The following is an 18,110-nucleotide window of genomic DNA, read 5'->3' on the forward strand; positions in this document are numbered from 1 at the left end:
GCCCCCTGGGGCGGGTTGACGATCATGCGCACAATGGTTGCCATGGCTGCTGACGAGATAAACCCGCTGCGCCGGCTCTCCCTGGAGGAGCTGAGGCTGCGTACGAGCACGAAGTGGACGGCCTATCCGTCGGACGTCCTGCCCCTGTGGGTCGCCGAGATGGACACCCCGGTCGCCGAGTCGGTGGTGCGCGCGGTGACGCGGGCGATGGAGCGGGGCGACACCGGCTATGCGGGCGGCACGGAGTACGCGCGGGCGCTGGACGTCTTCGCGCGCGAGCGCTGGGGCTGGGAGGGCGTGGTGGCGGAACGCACGGCGATCGTGCCGGACGTGATGCTCGGCATCGTGGAGATCCTCAAGCTGATCACCGCGCCCGGGGACGCCGTGGTGGCGAACTCCCCCGTCTATCCGCCGTTCTACGCCTTCGTGGAGCACATGGACCGGCGGATCGTGGAGGCGCCGCTGGACGAGGCGGGCCGGATCGACCCGGCCACGCTGGAGTCGGCGTGCCGGGAGGCCGTGGCGGGTGGGCGGCGGGCCGCGTATCTGCTGTGCAGCCCGCACAACCCGACGGGGACGGTGCACACCGCGCAGGAGCTCGCGGCGGTGGCCGAGTTGACGGCCGGTCACGGCGTACGGGTCGTGGCCGACGAGATCCACGCGCCGCTCGTGCTGCCCGGCGCGCGGTTCGTGCCGTATCTGTCGGTCCCGGGCGCGGAGAGCGCCTTCTGCGTGATGTCGGCCTCCAAGGCGTGGCACCTGGCCGGGCTGAAGGCGGCGCTGGCCGTGGCGGGCCCGGGGGCAGCCGCCGATCTCGCGCGGCTGCCCGGGGAGGTGAGCCACGGCCCGAGCCACCTCGGCGTCATCGCGCACGCGGCCGCGCTGCGGCACGGCGGCGACTGGCTGGACGCCGTGCTGACCGGGCTTGACGAGAACCGGCGGCTGCTCGCCGGCCTGCTCGCGCGGCAGTTGCCCACGGTGGGGTACGCGCCGCCACAGGCGACGTACCTGGCGTGGCTGGACTGCCGCGCGCTCGGCCTCGGGGACACCGCGGCCTCGGTCTTCCTGGAGCGCGGCCGGGTGGCGCTCACCAGCGGCGTGCCCTTCGGCACGGGGGGTTCGGGGCATGTGCGGCTGAACTTCGCGACGTCGCCGGAGCTGCTCACGGAGGCGGTCGACAGGATGCGGCAGGCAGTGGCCTGACATCAACTGCCGTGTATCGACGTGCACTTGGCAGCCCCCACGGCTCGTGACAGGCTCGCCGACGTGACGTCCCACACGAACGACCCGACGCTGTACCGGTCTCCGGCGGACGCCATCGCGGCACCGCCGGAGAGGCTCGCCTACGTGGTGGGGTTCGACCGGAGCGCGCGCCGCCCGGACGCCCTGTTCACGATCGGCACGGACCCGGCCTCGCCGTCGTACGGCCGGGTGCTGAGCCGCGTGGACGCGCCGCACCTGGGCGACGAGCTGCACCACTTCGGCTGGAACGCGTGCTCCAGCGCGCTCGCGCACCAGGGGCACCACCACGCCGAGCGGCGCCATCTGATCGTGCCGGGGCTGCGCTCGTCCCGGCTGTACGTCTTCGACACGCGCCCCGACCCGGTCCGGCCGCGGCTGGTGAAGGTGGTCGAGGCCGGTGAACTGGCCGAGCGCGCGGGCTATTCACGGCCGCACACCCTGCACTGCGGGCCCGACGGCGTCTTCCTCTCCTGCCTGGGCGGCGCGGACGGCCGGGACGGGCCAGGGGGCATCGCGCTGCTCTCCCACGACGGCACCGAGGTGCTGCGCGCGTGGGAGACCGACCGCGGGCCGCAGCGGCTGGCGTACGACGTGTGGTGGCACCTGCGGCACAACACCGCGGTGACCAGCGAGTGGGGCACCCCGTCGATGATCGAGGACGGGCTCGACCCCGAGCTGCTGCTGGGCCGGGCCTACGGGCACGCCCTGCACTTCTGGGAGCTGGACTCCGGCCGCCATCTCCAGCGCGTGGACCTCGGCGACGAGCACCAGATGGTGCTGGAGCTGCGCCCGGCGCACAACCCGCAGGCGGCGTGGGGCTTCGCCGGGGTCGTCGTCAGCGCGGTGGACCTGTCGGCGTCGGTGTGGCTGTGGTACCGCGAGACCACGGGCTCCTTCGCGGTCCGCAAGGTGATCACGATCCCGGCGGAGCCCGCGAAGCCGGAGGACCTGCCGCCGGCGCTCCAGCCGTTCACTGCCGTGCCGCCCCTGGTCACGGACATCAATCTGTCGGTGGACGACCACTGGCTGTACGTGTCGGCGTGGGGGACGGGCGAGCTCCTGCAGTACGACGTGAGCGACCCGTTCCGGCCGAGGCGGACGGCTTCCGTCCGCCTCGGCGGGATCACCGGCCGGGCCCCGCACCCCACCGCGCCGCGCTCGCCGCTCAGCGGCGGACCGCAGATGGTCGAGCTGAGCCGGGACGGGCGGCGCGTCTATCTGTCCAACTCGCTGTACGGCTCGTGGGACGACCAGTTCTACCCCGACGGCATCGAGCCGTGGCTGATCAAACTGGACGCGGACACCGCCCGGGGCGGCCTCGCGGTGGATCCGCGCTTCTTCCCGCACGGCGCCGAGTTCGCGGGCCTCCGGGTGCATCAGACGCGGCTGCAGGGAGGCGACGCGTCCTCGGACTCCTACTGCTACATCTGACGGACGACGTTCTCCGCCTGGGGCCCCTTGGGGCCCTGGACGACGTCGTACTCCACCCTGTCGTCCTCGTAGAGCTCCTTGAAGCCGGTGCTCTGGATGGCCGAGAAGTGGACGAACACGTCCGGGCCCCCGTCGTCCTGCGCGATGAAGCCGAAGCCCTTGTCCGCGTTGAACCACTTCACTTTGCCTGTTGCCATGTGCGCTTTCCTTCTTCCTTGCCACCGGCACGACCTCGACGCACCGGTCCCGGCCCCGGAACCTTCCCCTGCCCGCGGGCAAGAGAATCTCCCCGGCCCCCGTCGTTCACCCTCCGGAGGGAACGACGGGGGTCCATGCCACACCAGGCCGGAAGGTGGCATCGAACCTATAATCGAGGCATGGCCATCTTTGGGAGCCTGAAGAGAATTCCCTCCCCGCAGATCGCCTCGATGGAGCAGATCGAGCCCTGCCACTGCATGTGCTCGGTCACCCACCGCGGGTGGCACGTCTGCTCGGAAGACGCCTATCCGGACCTCCGGCTCACCTTCCACCTCCCGGCGGTGGGCGAGGTCTCCTTCCCGGTCTGCGGCCCGTGCTTCGACGCGGCGTCGGCGCGGTGGCACGAGCACTCCGCGGCCTGACGGCACCCGTCCGCCCTTCCGCCGCCGTACGCGGCCAGGCCCGGCCGGGGCGTTCCCGGCCGGGCCGAACCTCTGGCTGTTGCCGTGCTGGTGGTACGCGAGTGCCGACGCGCTCAGCAAAGCGGCGCGGTCCGGCGCCTGATCAGCTGCGGGGCCGGTGTGTCAGCGCCCCGCGTGCGCCAGAGCCGGCTTGCACGCGATGTCCGTGGCGCCCACCGGGAAGAGGCCGCTCTTGTTGAGCTGACCGCCCTGGTACTCGTAGTAGAGGTACGTGTAGAACTCGACCCGCCGGGACGGGCCGCACGCGGAGTCGGCGGCGATCTGGTAGCTCATGGTGACGGTCTTGGAGGCACCCGGCAGGACGGGCGCGTTGAAGACGGTGGCACCGCTCTGCTTGGTGGGCACGGTGCAGGAGCTCGTGTCACCGGTGCACGTGGTGAACGCGTACTTCACGGCCGGGTCCGACGTGGTGGCGTAGGTCGGCTGGATCGACTGGTAGACGAACTGGGCGTTCGTGGTCTGGTCGTTGGTGAACTTCAGGGTGATGTTCACCGTGGAGCCGGGGGTCGCGGACGTCTTGTCCACGGTGATGCTCATGGGCTCGACCGGTGCGGCGGAGGCCGGCTGGGCCAGGCCGAGCAGGGCGACGACGGACGCGAGGGCTGCGGACAGGCTGAGCCGTCCCAATGTTGTTCTGCGCATGGCGAGGGACACTAGACAGAACCCCCGCGTCTTGGCTGCACCCACCGAACAGGACCGGCCAACGCCCCCAACCGGAATGTGACCTACGGAGCAGGTGTGAGCCACGTGACACTGTTGCGGCGATGTTGCGAGTTGGCCGGGAAGTGTTGGTGATGCCCGTGTGGAGAGGGTGTGGAGACGGTTCCCGTGCCGCTCGCCGGGCTCCCGCCGGCCGTCGTGGGCCGCCCTCGCGCCCGTGCACCGCACCCGACCGGGCGAGGCTCGCGCATCCAGCACCTAACATGCTCAATCATGGAACTCAGACACCTCGAACACTTTGTGGCGGTCGCGGAGGAGCAGCACTTCACGCGCGCCGCCGAGCGGCTGCGCGTCGCCCAGTCCGGGGTGTCGGCGTCCGTGCGGGCCCTGGAGCGGGAGCTGGGCGCGGAGCTGTTCATCCGCACCACCCGGCGGGTCGGGCTGACGGACTCCGGGCGGGCGCTGCTGGTCGAGGCGCGGCGGACGCTGGCCTGCGCGGCCGCCGCCCGGGAGGCCGTCGCCGCCGTGCAGGGGCTGATGGGCGGGACGCTGTCGGTCGGCACCGAGCAGTGCATGGGCACGGTCGACGCCGGAGCGCTGCTCGCCTCCTTCCACGCGCTCCATCCGCAGGTGGAGATGCACATGGAGCAGGCGGGTTCCGGGCGGCTGCTGGAGCAGGTGCGCCGGGGCGAGCTCGACCTGGCCTTCGTCGTGCACGACGACGTCCACGACGGGGTGCGGCTGCGCCGCATCGCCGAGGAGCCGCTGATGCTGCTGTGCCGGGCGGACCACCCGCTGGCGGGGATCGGCGGGCCGGTGGCACCGGCCCGGCTGGCCGGGGAGGTGTTCGTGGACCTCCACCCCGACTGGGGCGCGCGGCGGGCGGCGGATCTCGCGTTCGCCGAGGCGGGCGTGGTCCGGAAGGTGGCGCTCCAGGTCAATGACGTCTATACGCTGCTCGATCTGGTGTCGCGGGGCCTGGGGGCCGCCGTGGTGCCCCGCCCGGTGACGCTCAAGGAGCAGGCGCGGGGGCTGAGCGCGGTGCCGCTCGAAGGGCCGGTGCGGTGGAAGGTGGGGGTCGCCGTACCCGCCGCGGGGCAGCCGACCGCGGCGGCGCGGGCGCTCCTGGCGACGATCGGGCACCGCGACGGCGATTGAGCAGCCCGGCTGCTGAATGTGATCGGATCGGGATGTTGGACACAGCGTCGCTTCCGGCGCAGAGTGGGAGCAGCTGACTCACCGAGAAAGGCAGGCTGCACCCCATGGCGCAAGAAGTACGCGGTGTCATCGCCCGAGGCAAGGGCGAACCGGTCCGGGTCGAGACGATCATTGTTCCCGATCCCGGTCCGGGCGAGGCCGTGGTGAAGATCCAGGCGTGCGGGGTGTGCCACACCGATCTGCACTACCGGGAGGGCGGGATCAACGACGAGTTCCCGTTCCTGCTCGGTCACGAGGCGGCCGGTGTGGTCGAGTCCGTCGGCGCCGGGGTGACCGAGGTGGCCCCTGGCGACTTCGTGATCCTCAACTGGCGCGCGGTCTGCGGCCAGTGCCGGGCCTGTCTGCGCGGGCGCCCGTGGTACTGCTTCAACACCCACAACGCCAAGCAGAGGATGACGCTCACCGACGGCACCGAGCTCTCCCCCGCCCTGGGCATCGGCGCCTTCGCGGAGAAGACCCTGGTGGCCGCCGGGCAGTGCACCAAGGTCGACCCCGCCGCCTCCCCGGCCGCCGCGGGCCTGCTGGGCTGCGGTGTGATGGCCGGTCTGGGCGCGGCGATCAACACCGGCGCGGTGGGGCGCGGCGACACGGTCGCCGTCATCGGCTGCGGCGGCGTCGGCGGCGCGGCGATCGCGGGCGCCCGGCTGGCCGGCGCCTCGAAGATCATCGCGGTGGACATCGCCGACGCCAAGCTGGAGACGGCGAAGGCGCTGGGTGCCACACACACCGTCAACTCCCGTTCGGTGGACGGCGTCGAGGCGATCCGTTCGCTGACGGGCGGCTTCGGCGCGGACGTCGTCATCGACGCGGTGGGCCGCCCCGAGACGTACGAGCAGGCCTTCTACGCCCGGGACCTGGCCGGGACCGTGGTCCTGGTCGGCGTGCCGACGCCGGAGATGAAGCTGGAGCTGCCGCTGCTGGACGTCTTCGGGCGCGGCGGCTCGCTGAAGTCCTCGTGGTACGGCGACTGCCTGCCCTCCCGCGACTTCCCCATGCTGATCGACCTCTACCTCCAGGGGCGCCTCGACCTCGACGCGTTCGTCAGCGAGACCATCTCTCTGGACGAGGTGGAGGACGCCTTCCACCGGATGGAGAAGGGCGACGTGCTGCGTTCGGTGGTGATGCTGTGATGACGGCGCGCATCGAGCACCTGGTCACGTCCGGGACCTTCGCCCTCGACGGCGGTGTCTGGGACGTCGACAACAACGTCTGGCTCGTCGGCGACGACGAGACGGTCCTCGTCATCGACGCGGCGCACGACGCGGCCGCGATCGAGAAGGCGGTGGCCGGCCGCCGGCTGGTCGCGATCGTGTGCACCCACGCCCACAACGACCACATCGACGCGGCACCCGAGCTGGCGAAGCGTACGGGCGCGCCCGTACTCCTGCACCCGGCCGAGCGTCAGCTGTGGGATCAGACGCACCCGGGTGTCGCACCCGACAGGGAGCTGACGGACGGCCAGGTCCTGTCGGTCGCCGGTGTCGAGCTGACGGTGCTGCACACTCCGGGCCACAGCCCCGGCGGCGTCTGCCTGTACGCACCGGCGCTGGGGACCGTCTTCACGGGCGACACGCTCTTCCAGGGCGGTCCCGGCGCGACGGGCCGGTCCTTCTCGGACTTCCCCACCATCATCGGCTCCATCCGGGACCGGCTGCTGTCCCTGCCGCCGGAGACGGTGGTGCGCACGGGCCACGGCGACACGACCACGATCGGCGCCGAGGCACCGGCGCTGGAGGACTGGATCGCCCGGGGCCACTGACCGGGACGGGCGCCCCCGCCGCCGGGTGGGACGCCCTCATCCGCGGAGCTGTACGTCCGTCCCGTACGCCCCTGTCCCGCGCCGATCACCTCAGGTGGGCGGCGCGGGACAGGCGTACTACCATGGCTCTTCCCCGACATCCGGAGCAGTGCCATGCAGCAGACGGGCCCCGCGAAGCGCCGCCGCGACCCCCAGAAGCGGATCGCCGAGATCGTCGCCGCCACGGAGAGCGTCATCGCCGCCCGGGGCATCGAGGGGCTGACCCACCGGGCCGTGGCGGAGGAGGCCGGTGTCCCGCTGGGCGCGACGACCTACCACTTCGCGACGAAGGACGACCTCATCACCGCGGCCCTGCGCGCCGCCGTCGACCGCTTCGCCGCCTATCTCCAGGAGTGGGTCGCCCAGCGCCCGCGGCTCACCGTGGACCAGCTCGTCGTCCTGCTCACGGACGCGCTGATGCCCACCTTCGGGGGCCAACGGGACGCACAGGTCATGGAGTTCGAGCTCTACATGGCAGCGCTGCGCCGCCCGCACCTGCGCCCGATCGCCGATCAGTACATCGAGCTGAGCTTCGAGGCCATGCTCAATTACGTCGACCCGCTGACCGCCCGCGCCGCAGCCGTGGCCATGAACGGCCTCACCCTCCACGGCCTGGCCGGCTCCCACGCCCCGACCCGGGCCGAGGTGGAGGGCATCCTCCGCCGCATCCTCACGCCCAACCCCGCCTTGGCCGAGCTGCCGTGAGGCCGGGGTTCAGTGCTTGACGAATAGCTCAAGGTCGTTGTGGCCGTCGCAGAAGACATAGTCGAACTGCTCATTGACCAGCTCGTGCCAGTAGTTGTTCGTGTCCAGCGCCCAGATGCCGAATTTGTTGACGCTCACGCACTTCTGCCGCCCCGGCGGGGTGTTCGGAGTGGTCACGGTCAGCGTCAGGCTCGTGAGGTCTTTCCAATACAGATGCTGTCCCGGCTTCGGCCCGCCCAGCAGGTTGACCCTGCTCCAGGTGTTCTGGAAGTCGCCGAACTTCTGCAGACGCTCGGGGTCGGTCTCGCAGCCGTTGTTGTTGGTCCGGACGAGCTTGGACCATGTGTCGCTGCCGGAGGCCGGGTCCCGGTAGCGCGCCGTGACCCATGAGGGAATGCACTCATTGGTGTTGGACAGTCCGGTGACGTCGAACCACATGTTGAACGCTTTGAAATCCTCGTTGCCGACGGCAGACGCGGGCGCCACGTTGATCAGGCAGGTGCCCAGTGCCATTCCCAGCAGTACCGCGAACACTCTCCGGCAGGACCGGACCGTGCGTCTGCCCATGGCGATGCCTTCCTTCTCATTGCGGCCGAGGTGACGGCGCCCCACTCTCCTGCTCGCCACGAGCCCCGACAAGCGTGAGATCCGGACAGGCCCCTGACCCGCCTCCCGTACGGCTCACCCCAGACCACCGAGTGTGTACCGGTCGAAGGCGTCGTACAGGTCCTCCTCGTCGGGGACGGCGGCGTCGATCGAGGGCCCCGCGGCCGTGGCGAGGAGGGAGGCGAGGCGCGCGAGCGCGGGGAAGTGCGCTTCGGCGTCGGGGTGTACGGCCTCGGCGCCGGCGAGGAAGGGAGCCGAGGCCGCATCGCCGACGGGATGCCCACCGGTGATGTACACGGTGTGCGGCCGTGCGGCGATCTCGGCGAAGGGTCCGTCGGCGGCGAGGCTGCGCAGGCAGTCGGCCAGGGGGGAGGCGGACCGCGCGGGTGCGCGGTCGTGCTCGGTGTGGTCCACCGCGTGGTGCGGCACCGCGCGCACCCGGGTGACGACCTCCCGCCGGACGGACGGGTCCAGGTCGAGCCAGGCCGCGTCGGGTGCGAGGCCGGCGAGCGCGGCTGCCGCGCGCTCCTCGGCTTCCCCGAGGCGCCCGGGTTCCACGGCGAGCGCGGTGAGGGCGAAGGCCGGATCGGACTGGCCGGTCCGGCCGGTCCGGTCGGCCCGGTCGGTCCGGTCGGTCCGGTCGGTCCGGTCGGTCCGGTCGGTCCGGTCGGTCCGGTCGGTGACCGCGAGGAAGATGGTGTACCCGTTCATGCTGTTCGCCTTGACGCTGGAGGAACGTGGCCGGTCGGCACCATGGCCGGACCGGCCACGGCGGGCGCCTACTTCTTGATGCAGATCTTGCCCTGGCTCTGGTTCTCCAGGGTGGCGGTGTGCGTCTTCCCTTCGGCCTTGATCGTGAACGTCGCCTTGGCCGAGTAGGAGTGACACTCGCCCTTCGGGGGAGGCCAGTTGGCTACGACACGCGCCTTGAACTTGTTCTTGCCCGAGCCGGAGTCGTGCGCGACCTGGGTGCCTTCTTTGTAGAGGGTGACGGAGATCGAGTACTCGGGCATCTTCTGCTTGCAGCCCTTGAGATCGGCGTGGACGTTGATGACGTCCGGGTTGGTGTGCGACTCGTGCGGCGAGTCGAGCGCGGCCTCGCACTTGTCCCACACCACGGCCGACGACTGCAGGACCGGGGCCGCCGGGGACATGGCGTGGGCCTGGAACGGTACGGCCAGGCAGGCGGCGGCGATCGCGCCGATGAGGATGTGCCTTCTCATGTGCACCTCCAGAAAATCAGGAATACCGGACGAACCTATGCCCCGACCGCGGTCATCACCACGACGAATCAGGACAGTTGAGGTCGCCGGACCCCCTGGGGACACCGCGTGAAGCGCCCCGGCCGGCCGTCGGCCAGGGCGCCCGTCCCCTCGGATACGCCCTCGGCTAGGCGTCGCCGCCCTTGGGCCCGGCCTGCTGCACGACCTCGAAGGTCCACAGCGTCGAGCCGGCGGCCGCGGGCTTCTGCTTGGGGGCGCCGTCGGCGCCGCCGCCCTGGTGCGCGGCCTTCATCGGGCCTTCCATCCACGCCTGGAAGTCCTCTTCGCTGCGCCAGCGGGTGTAGACCAGGTACGTGTCGGTTCCCTCGACGGGCCGAAGCAGCTCGAACCACTCGAAGCCGTCGGAGTTCTCCACGGAACCGGCGCGGGCGGCGAAGCGCTGTTCGAGAACCTCGCGCTGCTCGGCCGGGACGGTCAGGACGTTGATTTTGACAACACTCATGGCCCCATCCTGCCGCACTCGCGCGGAGAGCCCGGCGAGAGGTCCGCCGGCCGCCGGCTTCCCGCCGTCAGGACTTCGGCAGGGTGTTGACGTAGTTGGTGCCGCCGGCGTAGAAGCCGTCCACGGCCTTCTGGACATCGGCCAGGGGCACGGCCCGGTCAGCCTGGTAGTAGAGCCAGTTGACCTTCATGTCCCAGGTGCGCGGGCCCTTGAAGGGGAGGTCGACGAGCCACGCGCTGAAGTGGACGCCCATGCGTTCGCGCGGGAAGTACTTCTTGTCGTCGTGGCTGAACAGCTCACGGCCGTCCACGGAGTAGGTGACCGTCCCGTTCATCGCGGTGATCATCATCGTGTGCCAGCCCTGGAGGCTCTGGTTCTGGAAGCGGGTGACCCGGTCCTCCGGCTTGCCACTGCCGCTGCGCCAGCTCGTGGTGTCGATCCGGGGGCCGGACGCGCCCCACCCGCCGTTCGGCATGTACTCGTAGTCGAGTTCGCTGTAATTGTTCGACTTGTCCTTCGGGGAGATCGCGAAGAAGGACTCGTTGAGGTGGTCGCCGGTACGGCCGCTGGTGGGCTTGTCGCTGAAGTAGACCCGGGCGGCGATGGTCCCCGTGAAGAAATCGGGGCGGGTGCTCTGCAACTCGGCCTGCTTGGTGCCTTCCTCGGTCCCGTCGCTGGTGACCCGCAGCTGCAGTGCCTGGCCGCCCCGGGCGCTCGCCTCGGAGGGGAAGCTGACACCGTCGGCCGACCAGGTGCTGGGGATACCGGGACCGCCCCCCTCTGTACGGGCCCGCCAGCCGTTGGCGGCGAGCGCGGGGTCGTCGGCGCCGCTGTAGTGGAAGTTGTCGAACACGACCCCGGCGGGCGCCGCGTCGGACGTGCCCCGCCCCGGGCCGGGGGTGCCGCCGCCCGGTTCCTCGCCCCAGACGAGCGCGCCGCGGTGGTACGCGGTGACCAGCTTCGACGGCGCGTAGTGGGTGACCTTGGCGTCGAACGAGCGGTCGTTCGCCTGGTTCAGCTCCTTGCCGTCGAGCCGGTAGAGCTGGAGTCCGATCGCCTGGCTGGTACCGCCGGGCGCCAGCTTGCCGGCCCCCTGCGTGAAGCCGATCTCGAGGTAATGGTCGGCGTTGGCCGCCTTGCCGGTGGTAGCGCCTATCTTCTGGGTGATGTTCGAGCAGCCGACACTCGTCTGGACGCAGTTGGCGCCGTACGCGGCCCCGTCGTCCGCGGTGAAGTAATACCGAAGAGTCACGTCGCCGAGGGACACGGTCTTCTTGGAATCGTTGATGACTTCCAGCCACGGCTTGGCCGTACCGGTCCTGGCCTGGGCATCGGTCCGGTACCGGACCGTGAGCTGCGCGGACCCGGAGTCGTCGGAATCCCACCACGTGAAATAGGCCGCGGTGCCGCCGGCGACGAGTACGGCCATGGCGAGCAGTATCTTGAAAACGGCCCGTCCGCGTTGACGGGAATTGCGGCGGACGCGGCTCACTAAAGCTCCTTGGCGAGATGGAGATGCAGGGTCGGCGCCGGTACACGCGCTTCGCATCACATTCAACGAATGGTCACATTCCGCACCATCGTAACCATCGCCCGCCGGGGTCCCCGAGCCGTCGGAAGCCTGCCGGTTCGCCCCGTTCACCCTTGCCGGCCGGGACCGGGGCCCGCGTCCGGCACGCCCCGGTCCGACTCCGTGACGGAGCAACTGCTATAGGTGTTCTTTATCACTGCTTTACCATCTGCATGCATCCACAAAGCCCGACCGGCCCTGATTTACCGGGGCCGGAGGGCTCGATGATCTCCAATTACATGATCGCGAAGACCTGTCGGCCGGATTGGACCTGTCCGGGCGGCCGTGCGCGTGAGGTAACTTCTTGTTCTGTTTTCACGGGATCCGCACAACATGCCGGTCTTGTGCGTTTGATGTGAAGCGGGGGGAAGACCTTGTCGGGCACCACTGCGCGCCGGGATCACCGTGCGCGCCGCGGCCGTCGTGCGCGCACCGAAGCGCCGCGTGCCACGAGCAGCCGGCACCGCAGGGGCCGCATCTCCCCCGACGAGGTGGGCGGTGCCGCCCTCTACGACACCGTGATCCTCGTTCCGGCGCGGAACGAGGAAGTCGGGGTCTTCACCTCGCTGAGGTCCCTGGCCTCCCAGACCCGGCGCCCCGATCTCATCGTCGTGGTGGTCAACAACTCGACCGACCGCACCGAGGAGTTCGCGCGCCAGTTCGCGGACGACGAGCAGACGCCGCCGACGGTCGTGCTGGTCCTCGACGACAATCCGCACAAGAAGGCGGGCGCCCTCAACCACGGCCTCCGCTGGCTCAGGGAGGCCGTCGGGGGCCGGCTGACCAACAAGGTGCGGCACGTCCTCGTCATGGACGCCGACACCGAGCTGCACCCGAAGTTCATCGAGCGGGCCCGCAACGTCATCGCGTCCGACCCGGAGCTCGGCGGCGTCAGCGCCGCCTGCCTCGGCCGCACCGGCCTGTGGCGCAACCCCTGGCAGCGGTACCTCCTCGGCATGCAGATCATCGAGTACGGCCGGGCCGCCAATGCCCGGTACCGCAGGGACGTCCACACCATGTCGGGGGCCGGTTCCTTCTACCGGGCCGAGGCCCTGCAGAGCCTGCTCGACTGGCGGGGCGAGGTCTTCTGGGAGGACCACAGCAATCTGGTCGAGGACTACGAGACCACGCTCGCTCTCAAGGAATCCGGCTGGAAGGTCACCGCCAACCAGCTCTGCATCGCGTACACCGACCTCATGCCCACGCTGCGCGAACTGATACAGCAGCGCGAACGGTGGAGCCGCGGCACCGTGGACACCTTGCGTGCCCGCGGCTGGACGAAGTTCACCTGGCATTCCATCGCCACCATGATCCTCGGGCTCATCGGTGCCGCATACATTCTGGGGTGGGGCTCGCCCCATCTCGTGATGGCCGCGAAAAACGGCTTTTCCCAGCGGCCGCTCTTCCTGCTGCTCTTCGCCTTCTGGATCGTCTATCCCGCACTCAGGGTACGGAATCTCGGCTGGAAGGCCATGCTGGTCGAGGCCCTGCTGATTCCGGAGCTGGTGTTCACCGTGGTGCGGACCTACTGGCTCGTCTCGTCCATCGTGAAGTCCTATGTGACCCGCGTATCCGCGTGGAAATGATTCAAGGAGAACAATGAATTCCCTCAAGGGCCTGGGGGTCTGCGCGGTGCTTGCGGGCATTGCCTATGCGTTGACCCGGGTGGCGGACACCGACCAGCTGCTGCTCGGCGTCACCGTCGTGATCATCACCGTGTGCCTGATCACGTACGCGGCATCCATCAGGCGGCGCCGCAGGGACTACCGCGTCGCCGGAGAGTAGGCGCGGGCCGAGGAATCCGGGCATGGCCTGCGTACGGGCGTTCCTCCGGGAGGAGGCGGGCGGCCGCTTCCGGGGCGCCGGTGGTGAGCAGGTGGTGGATCTCCTTCGCGAGCGGGGTCACGTCGGTGATCGAGACCGTCCACTCGTCGGCGTAGCGGCGGGCCGCCTCGCCCGCGAGGCCGAGCTGGAGTGAGCGGTGGGGCAGCGCGCGCAGGTGCCGACGCGGTCGATCTCGACCGCGAGGACGCACTCCTGATCGGGCTTGGCGGCCCAGCCGCAGCGGTACATCATCCACAAGAACGAGGGTTTGATCCAAGTCAAGCAGTGTTCATAGTCCTTTTCTGTCTGGTCGAATTCGCGCAGGTCAGGCGGTCGGCCATCCCGAAAGTGTGACGCCCCTCGGGCAGCAACGCCCCATCGGCGAACCGATCCGGGGGCGGAAGGTCAGCAGTCAGCCCCACCCTCGTCTCACGCCCCCCGGCATGGGTACGGTCTCTGTCGTGTCCGGCGCGCGCCGGTTGGTCACCAGTTGGTTGCGCGCGGCGGAAGGTCGCGCACGACTTGGGGAGTTGGTACCGGCATGGCGTCTGACGCTGCACGGGCATCGCTAGAGGGCTTCACCACGGCAGGAGCGGCAGAGGTGATGATCACCGCCTGCCGGTCGGCGAAGCTGGACCCCGGCGGCGCCGAGTTGATCCGCTTCGGGGAGAACGCGCTGTTCCGGCTGGCTTCCGATCCGGTGATCGTGCGGGTGGCCCGGTCGGCGGAGTACTTGCCATCGGTGAGGAACGAGGTAGCGGTATCGCGTTGGCTGGCGCAGGAGGGATTTCCCGCTGGCCGGGTGGTGGATGACCTCGAACAGCCGCTTCTCCTCGACGGACACCCGGTGACCTTCTGGCATCTGATCAACGAGGGTGCCCGTAAGCCGACGTACGGAGAGCTGGGTGCGGTTCTCCGGGACCTCCATTCGCTGCCGCTCCCCGCCGGGCTGGAACTTCCGCCGTACGACGTGTTCGGCCGGTCGGATCTCCGGATTGAGCGAGCGCGGGGCGTGCCGGATGACGACCGAGCGTTCTTGCGCGAGCGCCACGAACAGCTACGGCAGGAGATCACGAAACTCCGTTTCGACTCGGCCAAGGGCCCTGTTCACGGGGATGCCCACAGACAGAACCTCATGGTGGACGATCGGGATCGTGTCATCCTCATCGACTTCGAAGGCTTCAGCTTCGATCACCCCGAGTGGGACCTGATGGTGACGGCAGTCGAGCATCACAGTCTGCGGTGGCAGACCAAGAAACAGTACGCCGACTTCGTGAAGTCCTACGGGCGTGACCTCCGGGACTGGCCCGGCTTTATGACGATGCGCGGCATACAGGAGTTCCACATGACGACGTGGCTCATGCAGAACGCCGCTGAGAACACAAAGGTTGCTGAGGAATACGCACGGCGTATCGCTTCCCTACGGGATGACGACTCGCCGCGGAACTGGCGTCCTTGGTAGAAGGGGTTTACTCCTCTTCGAGACGGGCGATTGCCTCTCGTACGCGCTCGTTGAACTCGGCCACGGCTCGGTTGCCGGAGTGAGCGTTGACCTCGGTCTGAAAGTCTCCGACGTAGCGTTGGAAGCGGGCAGACTGGAGGGAGTCGCCTGCTTCGACCGCCAGGCCGGCTGTGGTGAGAGCGCTTTCCAGTTCGCCGTTGAGGAGTTGGCTCTGGGCGAGGACCATGCGGCAGAAGCCGACGCTCCGTGCGTACTTGGGATCGGTGATGTCCACGGCCCGTTGAGCATGACGTAGGGCTTCCTTGCGCTGCTTGAGATCGCGGAAGCAGTGGCAGAACTCTCCCATGAGCTCGGCCGGGGTGAAGTACGAGAGCCATTCAGGGTCGGTCGTGGTATCGGCCCGCTCAAGGTACCGCTCGGCCTCATTCATGGCTCGGCCCGCTCCGACGGGATCGGCGGCGTTGGACAGGGCGCGCGCCTCCATGGAGGCGAACATGGCCATGGCCCGCGGGGTGGCTCGGCCCCTGGCGCCTTCGAGTGCGGCACGCGCCAGCTGGGTCGACTGCGCGTAGTTCCCGAGGTAGTTCGCCTGGTGACTGAGGTTGGAGAGGATGCGGCCGCCGAACATGCGGTCATCCGTGAATTGAGACAGGCGCAGGGTCGCAGTCAGATAGCGGTGGGCGATCCGGTGATTCCCGGAGTCGTATGCGGTCCAGCCGAGTAACTGAGCAATCTCCGAAGCGGCACCGAAAAGCGCAGTGCCTACCTTCTCGCTGTAGCTGACACTGAGCAGGGGCAGCACTTCGTGACGGAAGTAGTGCCGCAGCGCCTTGTGCCCGTGTCCACCGCCGAACTGGAAGTCGAGCTCCATGAACATCTTGCCTGCTGTGCGGATTGCCCGAACGTCGCGCATTCCCACGCGCTGACGCCCTGGCCGGTCGGCGGTGATGCCGTCAGGGCGAGCGGTGATCCAGGACAGCACCGCCGCGTTCAAGTCGCCGTCGGCGATGATCAGCCCCCGGGCCTCGGGAACATCCGAGCTCTCTGAACTCAGGCTGTCCAACCTGGCCAACGCTTCCGTGGATGTGGCGGGGTAGCTCTCGGTCATGGCGGCGGTCGTGTCGGTCCCGCCGAAGAACCCCAGATCGCTCGGGCTGATGCGCCGTTGCAGCTTGGCGCTGAGGGCATTCGCCATGATGGCGGCCGTCTTGGGCTGGATACCTGATCCATCGCGCCACCGCTGCACGGAGACATGAGTGGTGCCGAGCATCTCGCCGCGTTGCAGGGCGAGATCTCGCATGCGCTTGGCCAGACCCTTGTTCGAGACGTTGGCCTCATCCATGAGTGAGATCAACTGCGCGTTCGGCTCTCGGTCCATGTCCCTTGCCAACCCCTGGTCGACGGCTGGGGTTCATCGTGGCACAGCCGACCATCACCAGGGGTTCATTCGTGAACCCCCTTACCTGCCCTGGGTGTTCGCATGGACCCCCTGGTGAACGCTCCCGCTCTCCGACGCGAAGCCGTTCACTGTTCGTCACACGGCAGCGGAACAGAGGTTCCGTCGACGGACGGAGGGCGAGCAGTGAGATCAAGAAAGATCGGAGGCACGGCAGCGGCCCTGTCTGCGATCCCCTCGTGCGACGTAACGCCATCTGCTCCACTGGAGTCGTTTCGGGCAATGACGCTCTTCCTCATCATCCAGCGTTTGGCCAATGCGGTGTGGTGGTCCCCGGGGGAAGCGGGCGGCAAGACAGTGTTCTGCCGCTTCAACCTGAACGCGGGATCCGGCGCTCACTCGCCGTAGAGAAAGCTGGCCGCTGCCCTTCGTGCAGCCTCCCTGCGCGACCGCGGGAGGCAGGCAGCAGGCCCCTGCCGGAACAGGAACTGACCTCCCTGTCCGGCCCGACGCGGCCCCTCCCCCGGGCCCCCTCCCGCGCGAGGGGCCGCGTCCAACGAATCACCACAAGCCGCACCGACGGCTTCGAAAAGAGAAGGGCGTACCTGATGGCACGGGTGTTGGGGTTGACGGTTCGGCCCGGGGACATGGTGGGCGTCCGCGGCGGGTGGGCGGAGGTTAAGGCGATCCGGGCGGACCTGGATCGCTTGGGCAAGCGGGAGGTGGTCCTGGTTCTCAAGGGTGCGCGCTCGATGCGGGTGGGCGCGACGGAGCAGATCGACGTCCTGCGCAATCCGCGCGGGAGGCGGTGATGGCCGTCAGGTCCGTATTCCGGTTCGTGAACTGGGTGTTGCTCCTCGACACGTCAGGGAGTCCGCCGATCTTTGAACTGGAGTGCATTTCGTGCGGCACGTCGTCCGAGGCGTCGGAGGCCCCGGACGGGCCGCAGGAGTGGGCCCTGAAGCACGCCGGTCGCAGCGGGCACGAGATGTTCAGGGCGGTGCATACAAGCTCCTTCCGCGCGACGCGGACCGAAGTGCGGCCGTCGCCCCCGTAGACCGGGCAGGGCCGTCAGACGGCTCCTGCCCCCCGAGTCCTCGGTACGGGCTCCACCGATTGGCAGGTCGGCCCGTATTTGAGAGAGGCGGTGTTGTCCGTGCACCGCCTGCGGTCCTGCTCCGGTTGGTTACCGGAGCAGGACCTCGCCACACAGCCGGGCATGAGACCGGACCACCCCTGAATCCTTGGCAGGTGGGGGTGGTCCGGAAGGGATCCACGAGTGACCCCGGTGCCGATGGTACCGGGGCGCTCGTCGTGCGTTCACGTGACGCCCCACAAGACCACGATCATCCAAGGTTCTTTGAGGGGTGGAGAGTTGATGTTCGGGCCGGGCGACGAGCCGTTCGAGATCGGCAACGTGGAATTCGGGGCTGAGGAGTTCGATCCGGACGCGACGCTGTGGGTGCGCGGGGTGGACTACGTGACGGGCTGGGCTGCGGCGCGTGACGCGGCGGCGGAGCTCGGTGCGGCGCTGGTGTCGGCGGGCGTGGATGCGTCCGGGGTGCGGCTGCGGGCGGGCTCGGCGGCGGACGGCTCGGGAGTGGTGCGGCTGGAGCTGTCGACGGCGGCGGCCGTGGAGGTGACGCGGCTGGCGGTGCGGTTCGGGAAGGCGAGCTGAGCAGCGCTCTTCGGGCCTCAGCCATGGTGGGCCTGGTCGTGGATGTCGGCGGGTGCTGCGGTGCTGGCCGGCTTGGGCCTCGGCCACGGAAAGTCAGCCACACCCCACGTGAGCC

At 69.3% G+C, this 18,110-nt stretch carries 21 protein-coding genes and 1 pseudogene; 13 read left to right on the forward strand and 9 right to left on the reverse strand.

From position 1 onward, the window contains the following. Positions 1-42: 42 nt before the first annotated feature. Complete coding sequence (locus tag ABD269_RS17260; protein WP_344118731.1) at positions 43-1,203, forward strand: MalY/PatB family protein; 1,161 nt, start codon at positions 43-45, stop codon at positions 1,201-1,203. A gap of 63 nt (positions 1,204-1,266) precedes the next feature. Beyond that, positions 1,267-2,673 carry a selenium-binding protein SBP56-related protein gene (locus ABD269_RS17265; protein WP_344118733.1) on the forward strand — a complete coding sequence of 469 codons (1,407 nt, stop codon included), beginning with the start codon at positions 1,267-1,269 and terminating at the stop codon, positions 2,671-2,673. On the opposite strand, the gene ABD269_RS17270 is transcribed toward ABD269_RS17265, so the two are convergent. Beyond that, positions 2,664-2,870: a cold-shock protein gene (locus tag ABD269_RS17270; protein WP_344118735.1), complete on the reverse strand. Its 207-nt coding sequence runs from the start codon at positions 2,868-2,870 to the stop codon at positions 2,664-2,666. The genes ABD269_RS17265 and ABD269_RS17270 overlap by 10 nt on opposite strands. Before the next feature lie 180 nt (positions 2,871-3,050). Here ABD269_RS17270 and ABD269_RS17275 point away from each other — a divergent pair, with 180 nt between their 5' ends. Beyond that, positions 3,051-3,293 carry a DUF6372 family protein gene (locus ABD269_RS17275; protein WP_301889702.1) on the forward strand — a complete coding sequence of 81 codons (243 nt, stop codon included), beginning with the start codon at positions 3,051-3,053 and terminating at the stop codon, positions 3,291-3,293. 162 nt (positions 3,294-3,455) lie between these two features. Here ABD269_RS17275 and ABD269_RS17280 read toward each other — a convergent pair whose 3' ends face one another. Continuing rightward, a complete protein-coding gene (locus ABD269_RS17280; protein ID WP_301889699.1) occupies positions 3,456-3,995 on the reverse strand; it encodes a hypothetical protein in 540 nt (179 codons plus the stop codon). A gap of 291 nt (positions 3,996-4,286) precedes the next feature. Between ABD269_RS17280 and ABD269_RS17285 the strand changes: the two genes are divergently transcribed. The 4 genes from ABD269_RS17285 to ABD269_RS17300 all read left to right on the forward strand — a co-directional run bounded on the left by ABD269_RS17285 (position 4,287) and on the right by ABD269_RS17300 (position 7,734). Next, the gene (locus tag ABD269_RS17285; RefSeq protein WP_344118738.1) at positions 4,287-5,171 is read left to right on the forward strand and encodes a LysR family transcriptional regulator; all 885 of its coding nucleotides are present in this window, start codon (positions 4,287-4,289) and stop codon (positions 5,169-5,171) included. A gap of 104 nt (positions 5,172-5,275) precedes the next feature. Continuing rightward, positions 5,276-6,361, forward strand: coding sequence for an S-(hydroxymethyl)mycothiol dehydrogenase (locus tag ABD269_RS17290; protein WP_344118740.1), 1,086 nt, complete (start codon positions 5,276-5,278; stop codon positions 6,359-6,361). Further along, positions 6,361-6,990: an MBL fold metallo-hydrolase gene (locus tag ABD269_RS17295; protein WP_344118743.1), complete on the forward strand. Its 630-nt coding sequence runs from the start codon at positions 6,361-6,363 to the stop codon at positions 6,988-6,990. Before ABD269_RS17290 ends, ABD269_RS17295 begins: the two co-directional genes overlap by 1 nt. 153 nt (positions 6,991-7,143) lie before the next feature. After that, positions 7,144-7,734, forward strand: a complete 591-nt coding sequence (locus tag ABD269_RS17300) for a TetR/AcrR family transcriptional regulator (protein WP_344118745.1) — start codon at positions 7,144-7,146, stop codon at positions 7,732-7,734. 9 nt (positions 7,735-7,743) lie between these two features. Here ABD269_RS17300 and ABD269_RS17305 read toward each other — a convergent pair whose 3' ends face one another. The 5 genes from ABD269_RS17305 to ABD269_RS17325 all read right to left on the reverse strand — a co-directional run bounded on the left by ABD269_RS17305 (position 7,744) and on the right by ABD269_RS17325 (position 11,494). Then, positions 7,744-8,301, reverse strand: coding sequence for a hypothetical protein (locus ABD269_RS17305; protein ID WP_301889693.1), 558 nt, complete (start codon positions 8,299-8,301; stop codon positions 7,744-7,746). 114 nt (positions 8,302-8,415) lie between these two features. Continuing rightward, the gene (locus tag ABD269_RS17310; protein WP_344118748.1) at positions 8,416-9,051 is read right to left on the reverse strand and encodes a hypothetical protein; all 636 of its coding nucleotides are present in this window, start codon (positions 9,049-9,051) and stop codon (positions 8,416-8,418) included. 68 nt (positions 9,052-9,119) lie between these two features. Beyond that, positions 9,120-9,563 (reverse strand): hypothetical protein, encoded by a 444-nt coding sequence (locus ABD269_RS17315; RefSeq protein ID WP_344118750.1) that lies wholly within the window; start codon positions 9,561-9,563, stop codon positions 9,120-9,122. 166 nt (positions 9,564-9,729) lie between these two features. Then, entirely contained in the window at positions 9,730-10,065 is a 336-nt protein-coding gene (locus ABD269_RS17320; protein WP_344118752.1) for an antibiotic biosynthesis monooxygenase family protein, read from the reverse strand. A gap of 67 nt (positions 10,066-10,132) precedes the next feature. Then, the gene (locus ABD269_RS17325; RefSeq protein WP_344118754.1) at positions 10,133-11,494 is read right to left on the reverse strand and encodes a cellulose binding domain-containing protein; all 1,362 of its coding nucleotides are present in this window, start codon (positions 11,492-11,494) and stop codon (positions 10,133-10,135) included. A 515-nt stretch (positions 11,495-12,009) separates the two neighbouring features. Between ABD269_RS17325 and ABD269_RS17330 the strand changes: the two genes are divergently transcribed. Further along, a complete protein-coding gene (locus ABD269_RS17330) occupies positions 12,010-13,221 on the forward strand; it encodes a glycosyltransferase family 2 protein (protein WP_344118756.1) in 1,212 nt (403 codons plus the stop codon). Positions 13,222-13,234: 13 nt separating this feature from the next. Then, positions 13,235-13,420 (forward strand): hypothetical protein, encoded by a 186-nt coding sequence (locus tag ABD269_RS17335; protein ID WP_344118758.1) that lies wholly within the window; start codon positions 13,235-13,237, stop codon positions 13,418-13,420. Here the strand turns inward: ABD269_RS17335 and ABD269_RS17340 are convergent. Next, a pseudogene (locus ABD269_RS17340) lies at positions 13,380-13,711 on the reverse strand (DUF4291 family protein). The gene ABD269_RS17335 and the pseudogene ABD269_RS17340 overlap by 41 nt on opposite strands. Positions 13,712-14,000: 289 nt before the next feature. On the opposite strand from ABD269_RS17340, the gene ABD269_RS17345 reads away from it, so the two are divergent. Further along, on the forward strand, positions 14,001-14,921 hold the full coding sequence (locus tag ABD269_RS17345; RefSeq protein WP_344118760.1) for a phosphotransferase enzyme family protein: 921 nt from the start codon (positions 14,001-14,003) through the stop codon (positions 14,919-14,921). Between the two features lie 7 nt (positions 14,922-14,928). Here ABD269_RS17345 and ABD269_RS17350 read toward each other — a convergent pair whose 3' ends face one another. Then, positions 14,929-16,299, reverse strand: a complete 1,371-nt coding sequence (locus tag ABD269_RS17350; RefSeq protein ID WP_344118762.1) for an NsdA family TPR-like regulatory protein — start codon at positions 16,297-16,299, stop codon at positions 14,929-14,931. A 626-nt stretch (positions 16,300-16,925) separates the two neighbouring features. Here ABD269_RS17350 and ABD269_RS17355 point away from each other — a divergent pair. The 3 genes from ABD269_RS17355 (at position 16,926) to ABD269_RS17360 (ending at position 17,995) form a co-directional block, all read left to right on the forward strand. After that, the gene (locus tag ABD269_RS17355; RefSeq protein WP_344118764.1) at positions 16,926-17,129 is read left to right on the forward strand and encodes a hypothetical protein; all 204 of its coding nucleotides are present in this window, start codon (positions 16,926-16,928) and stop codon (positions 17,127-17,129) included. Continuing rightward, positions 17,129-17,374 (forward strand): DUF7848 domain-containing protein, encoded by a 246-nt coding sequence (locus tag ABD269_RS35515; RefSeq protein ID WP_486387808.1) that lies wholly within the window; start codon positions 17,129-17,131, stop codon positions 17,372-17,374. The genes ABD269_RS17355 and ABD269_RS35515 overlap by 1 nt, the downstream gene beginning before the upstream one ends. Positions 17,375-17,695: 321 nt before the next feature. Continuing rightward, positions 17,696-17,995, forward strand: a complete 300-nt coding sequence (locus ABD269_RS17360; protein WP_344118766.1) for a hypothetical protein — start codon at positions 17,696-17,698, stop codon at positions 17,993-17,995. Positions 17,996-18,110: the final 115 nt, after the last annotated feature.

It is taken from the genome of Streptomyces blastmyceticus, assembly GCF_039521185.1.
Taxonomy (GTDB): domain Bacteria; phylum Actinomycetota; class Actinomycetes; order Streptomycetales; family Streptomycetaceae; genus Streptomyces; species Streptomyces blastmyceticus.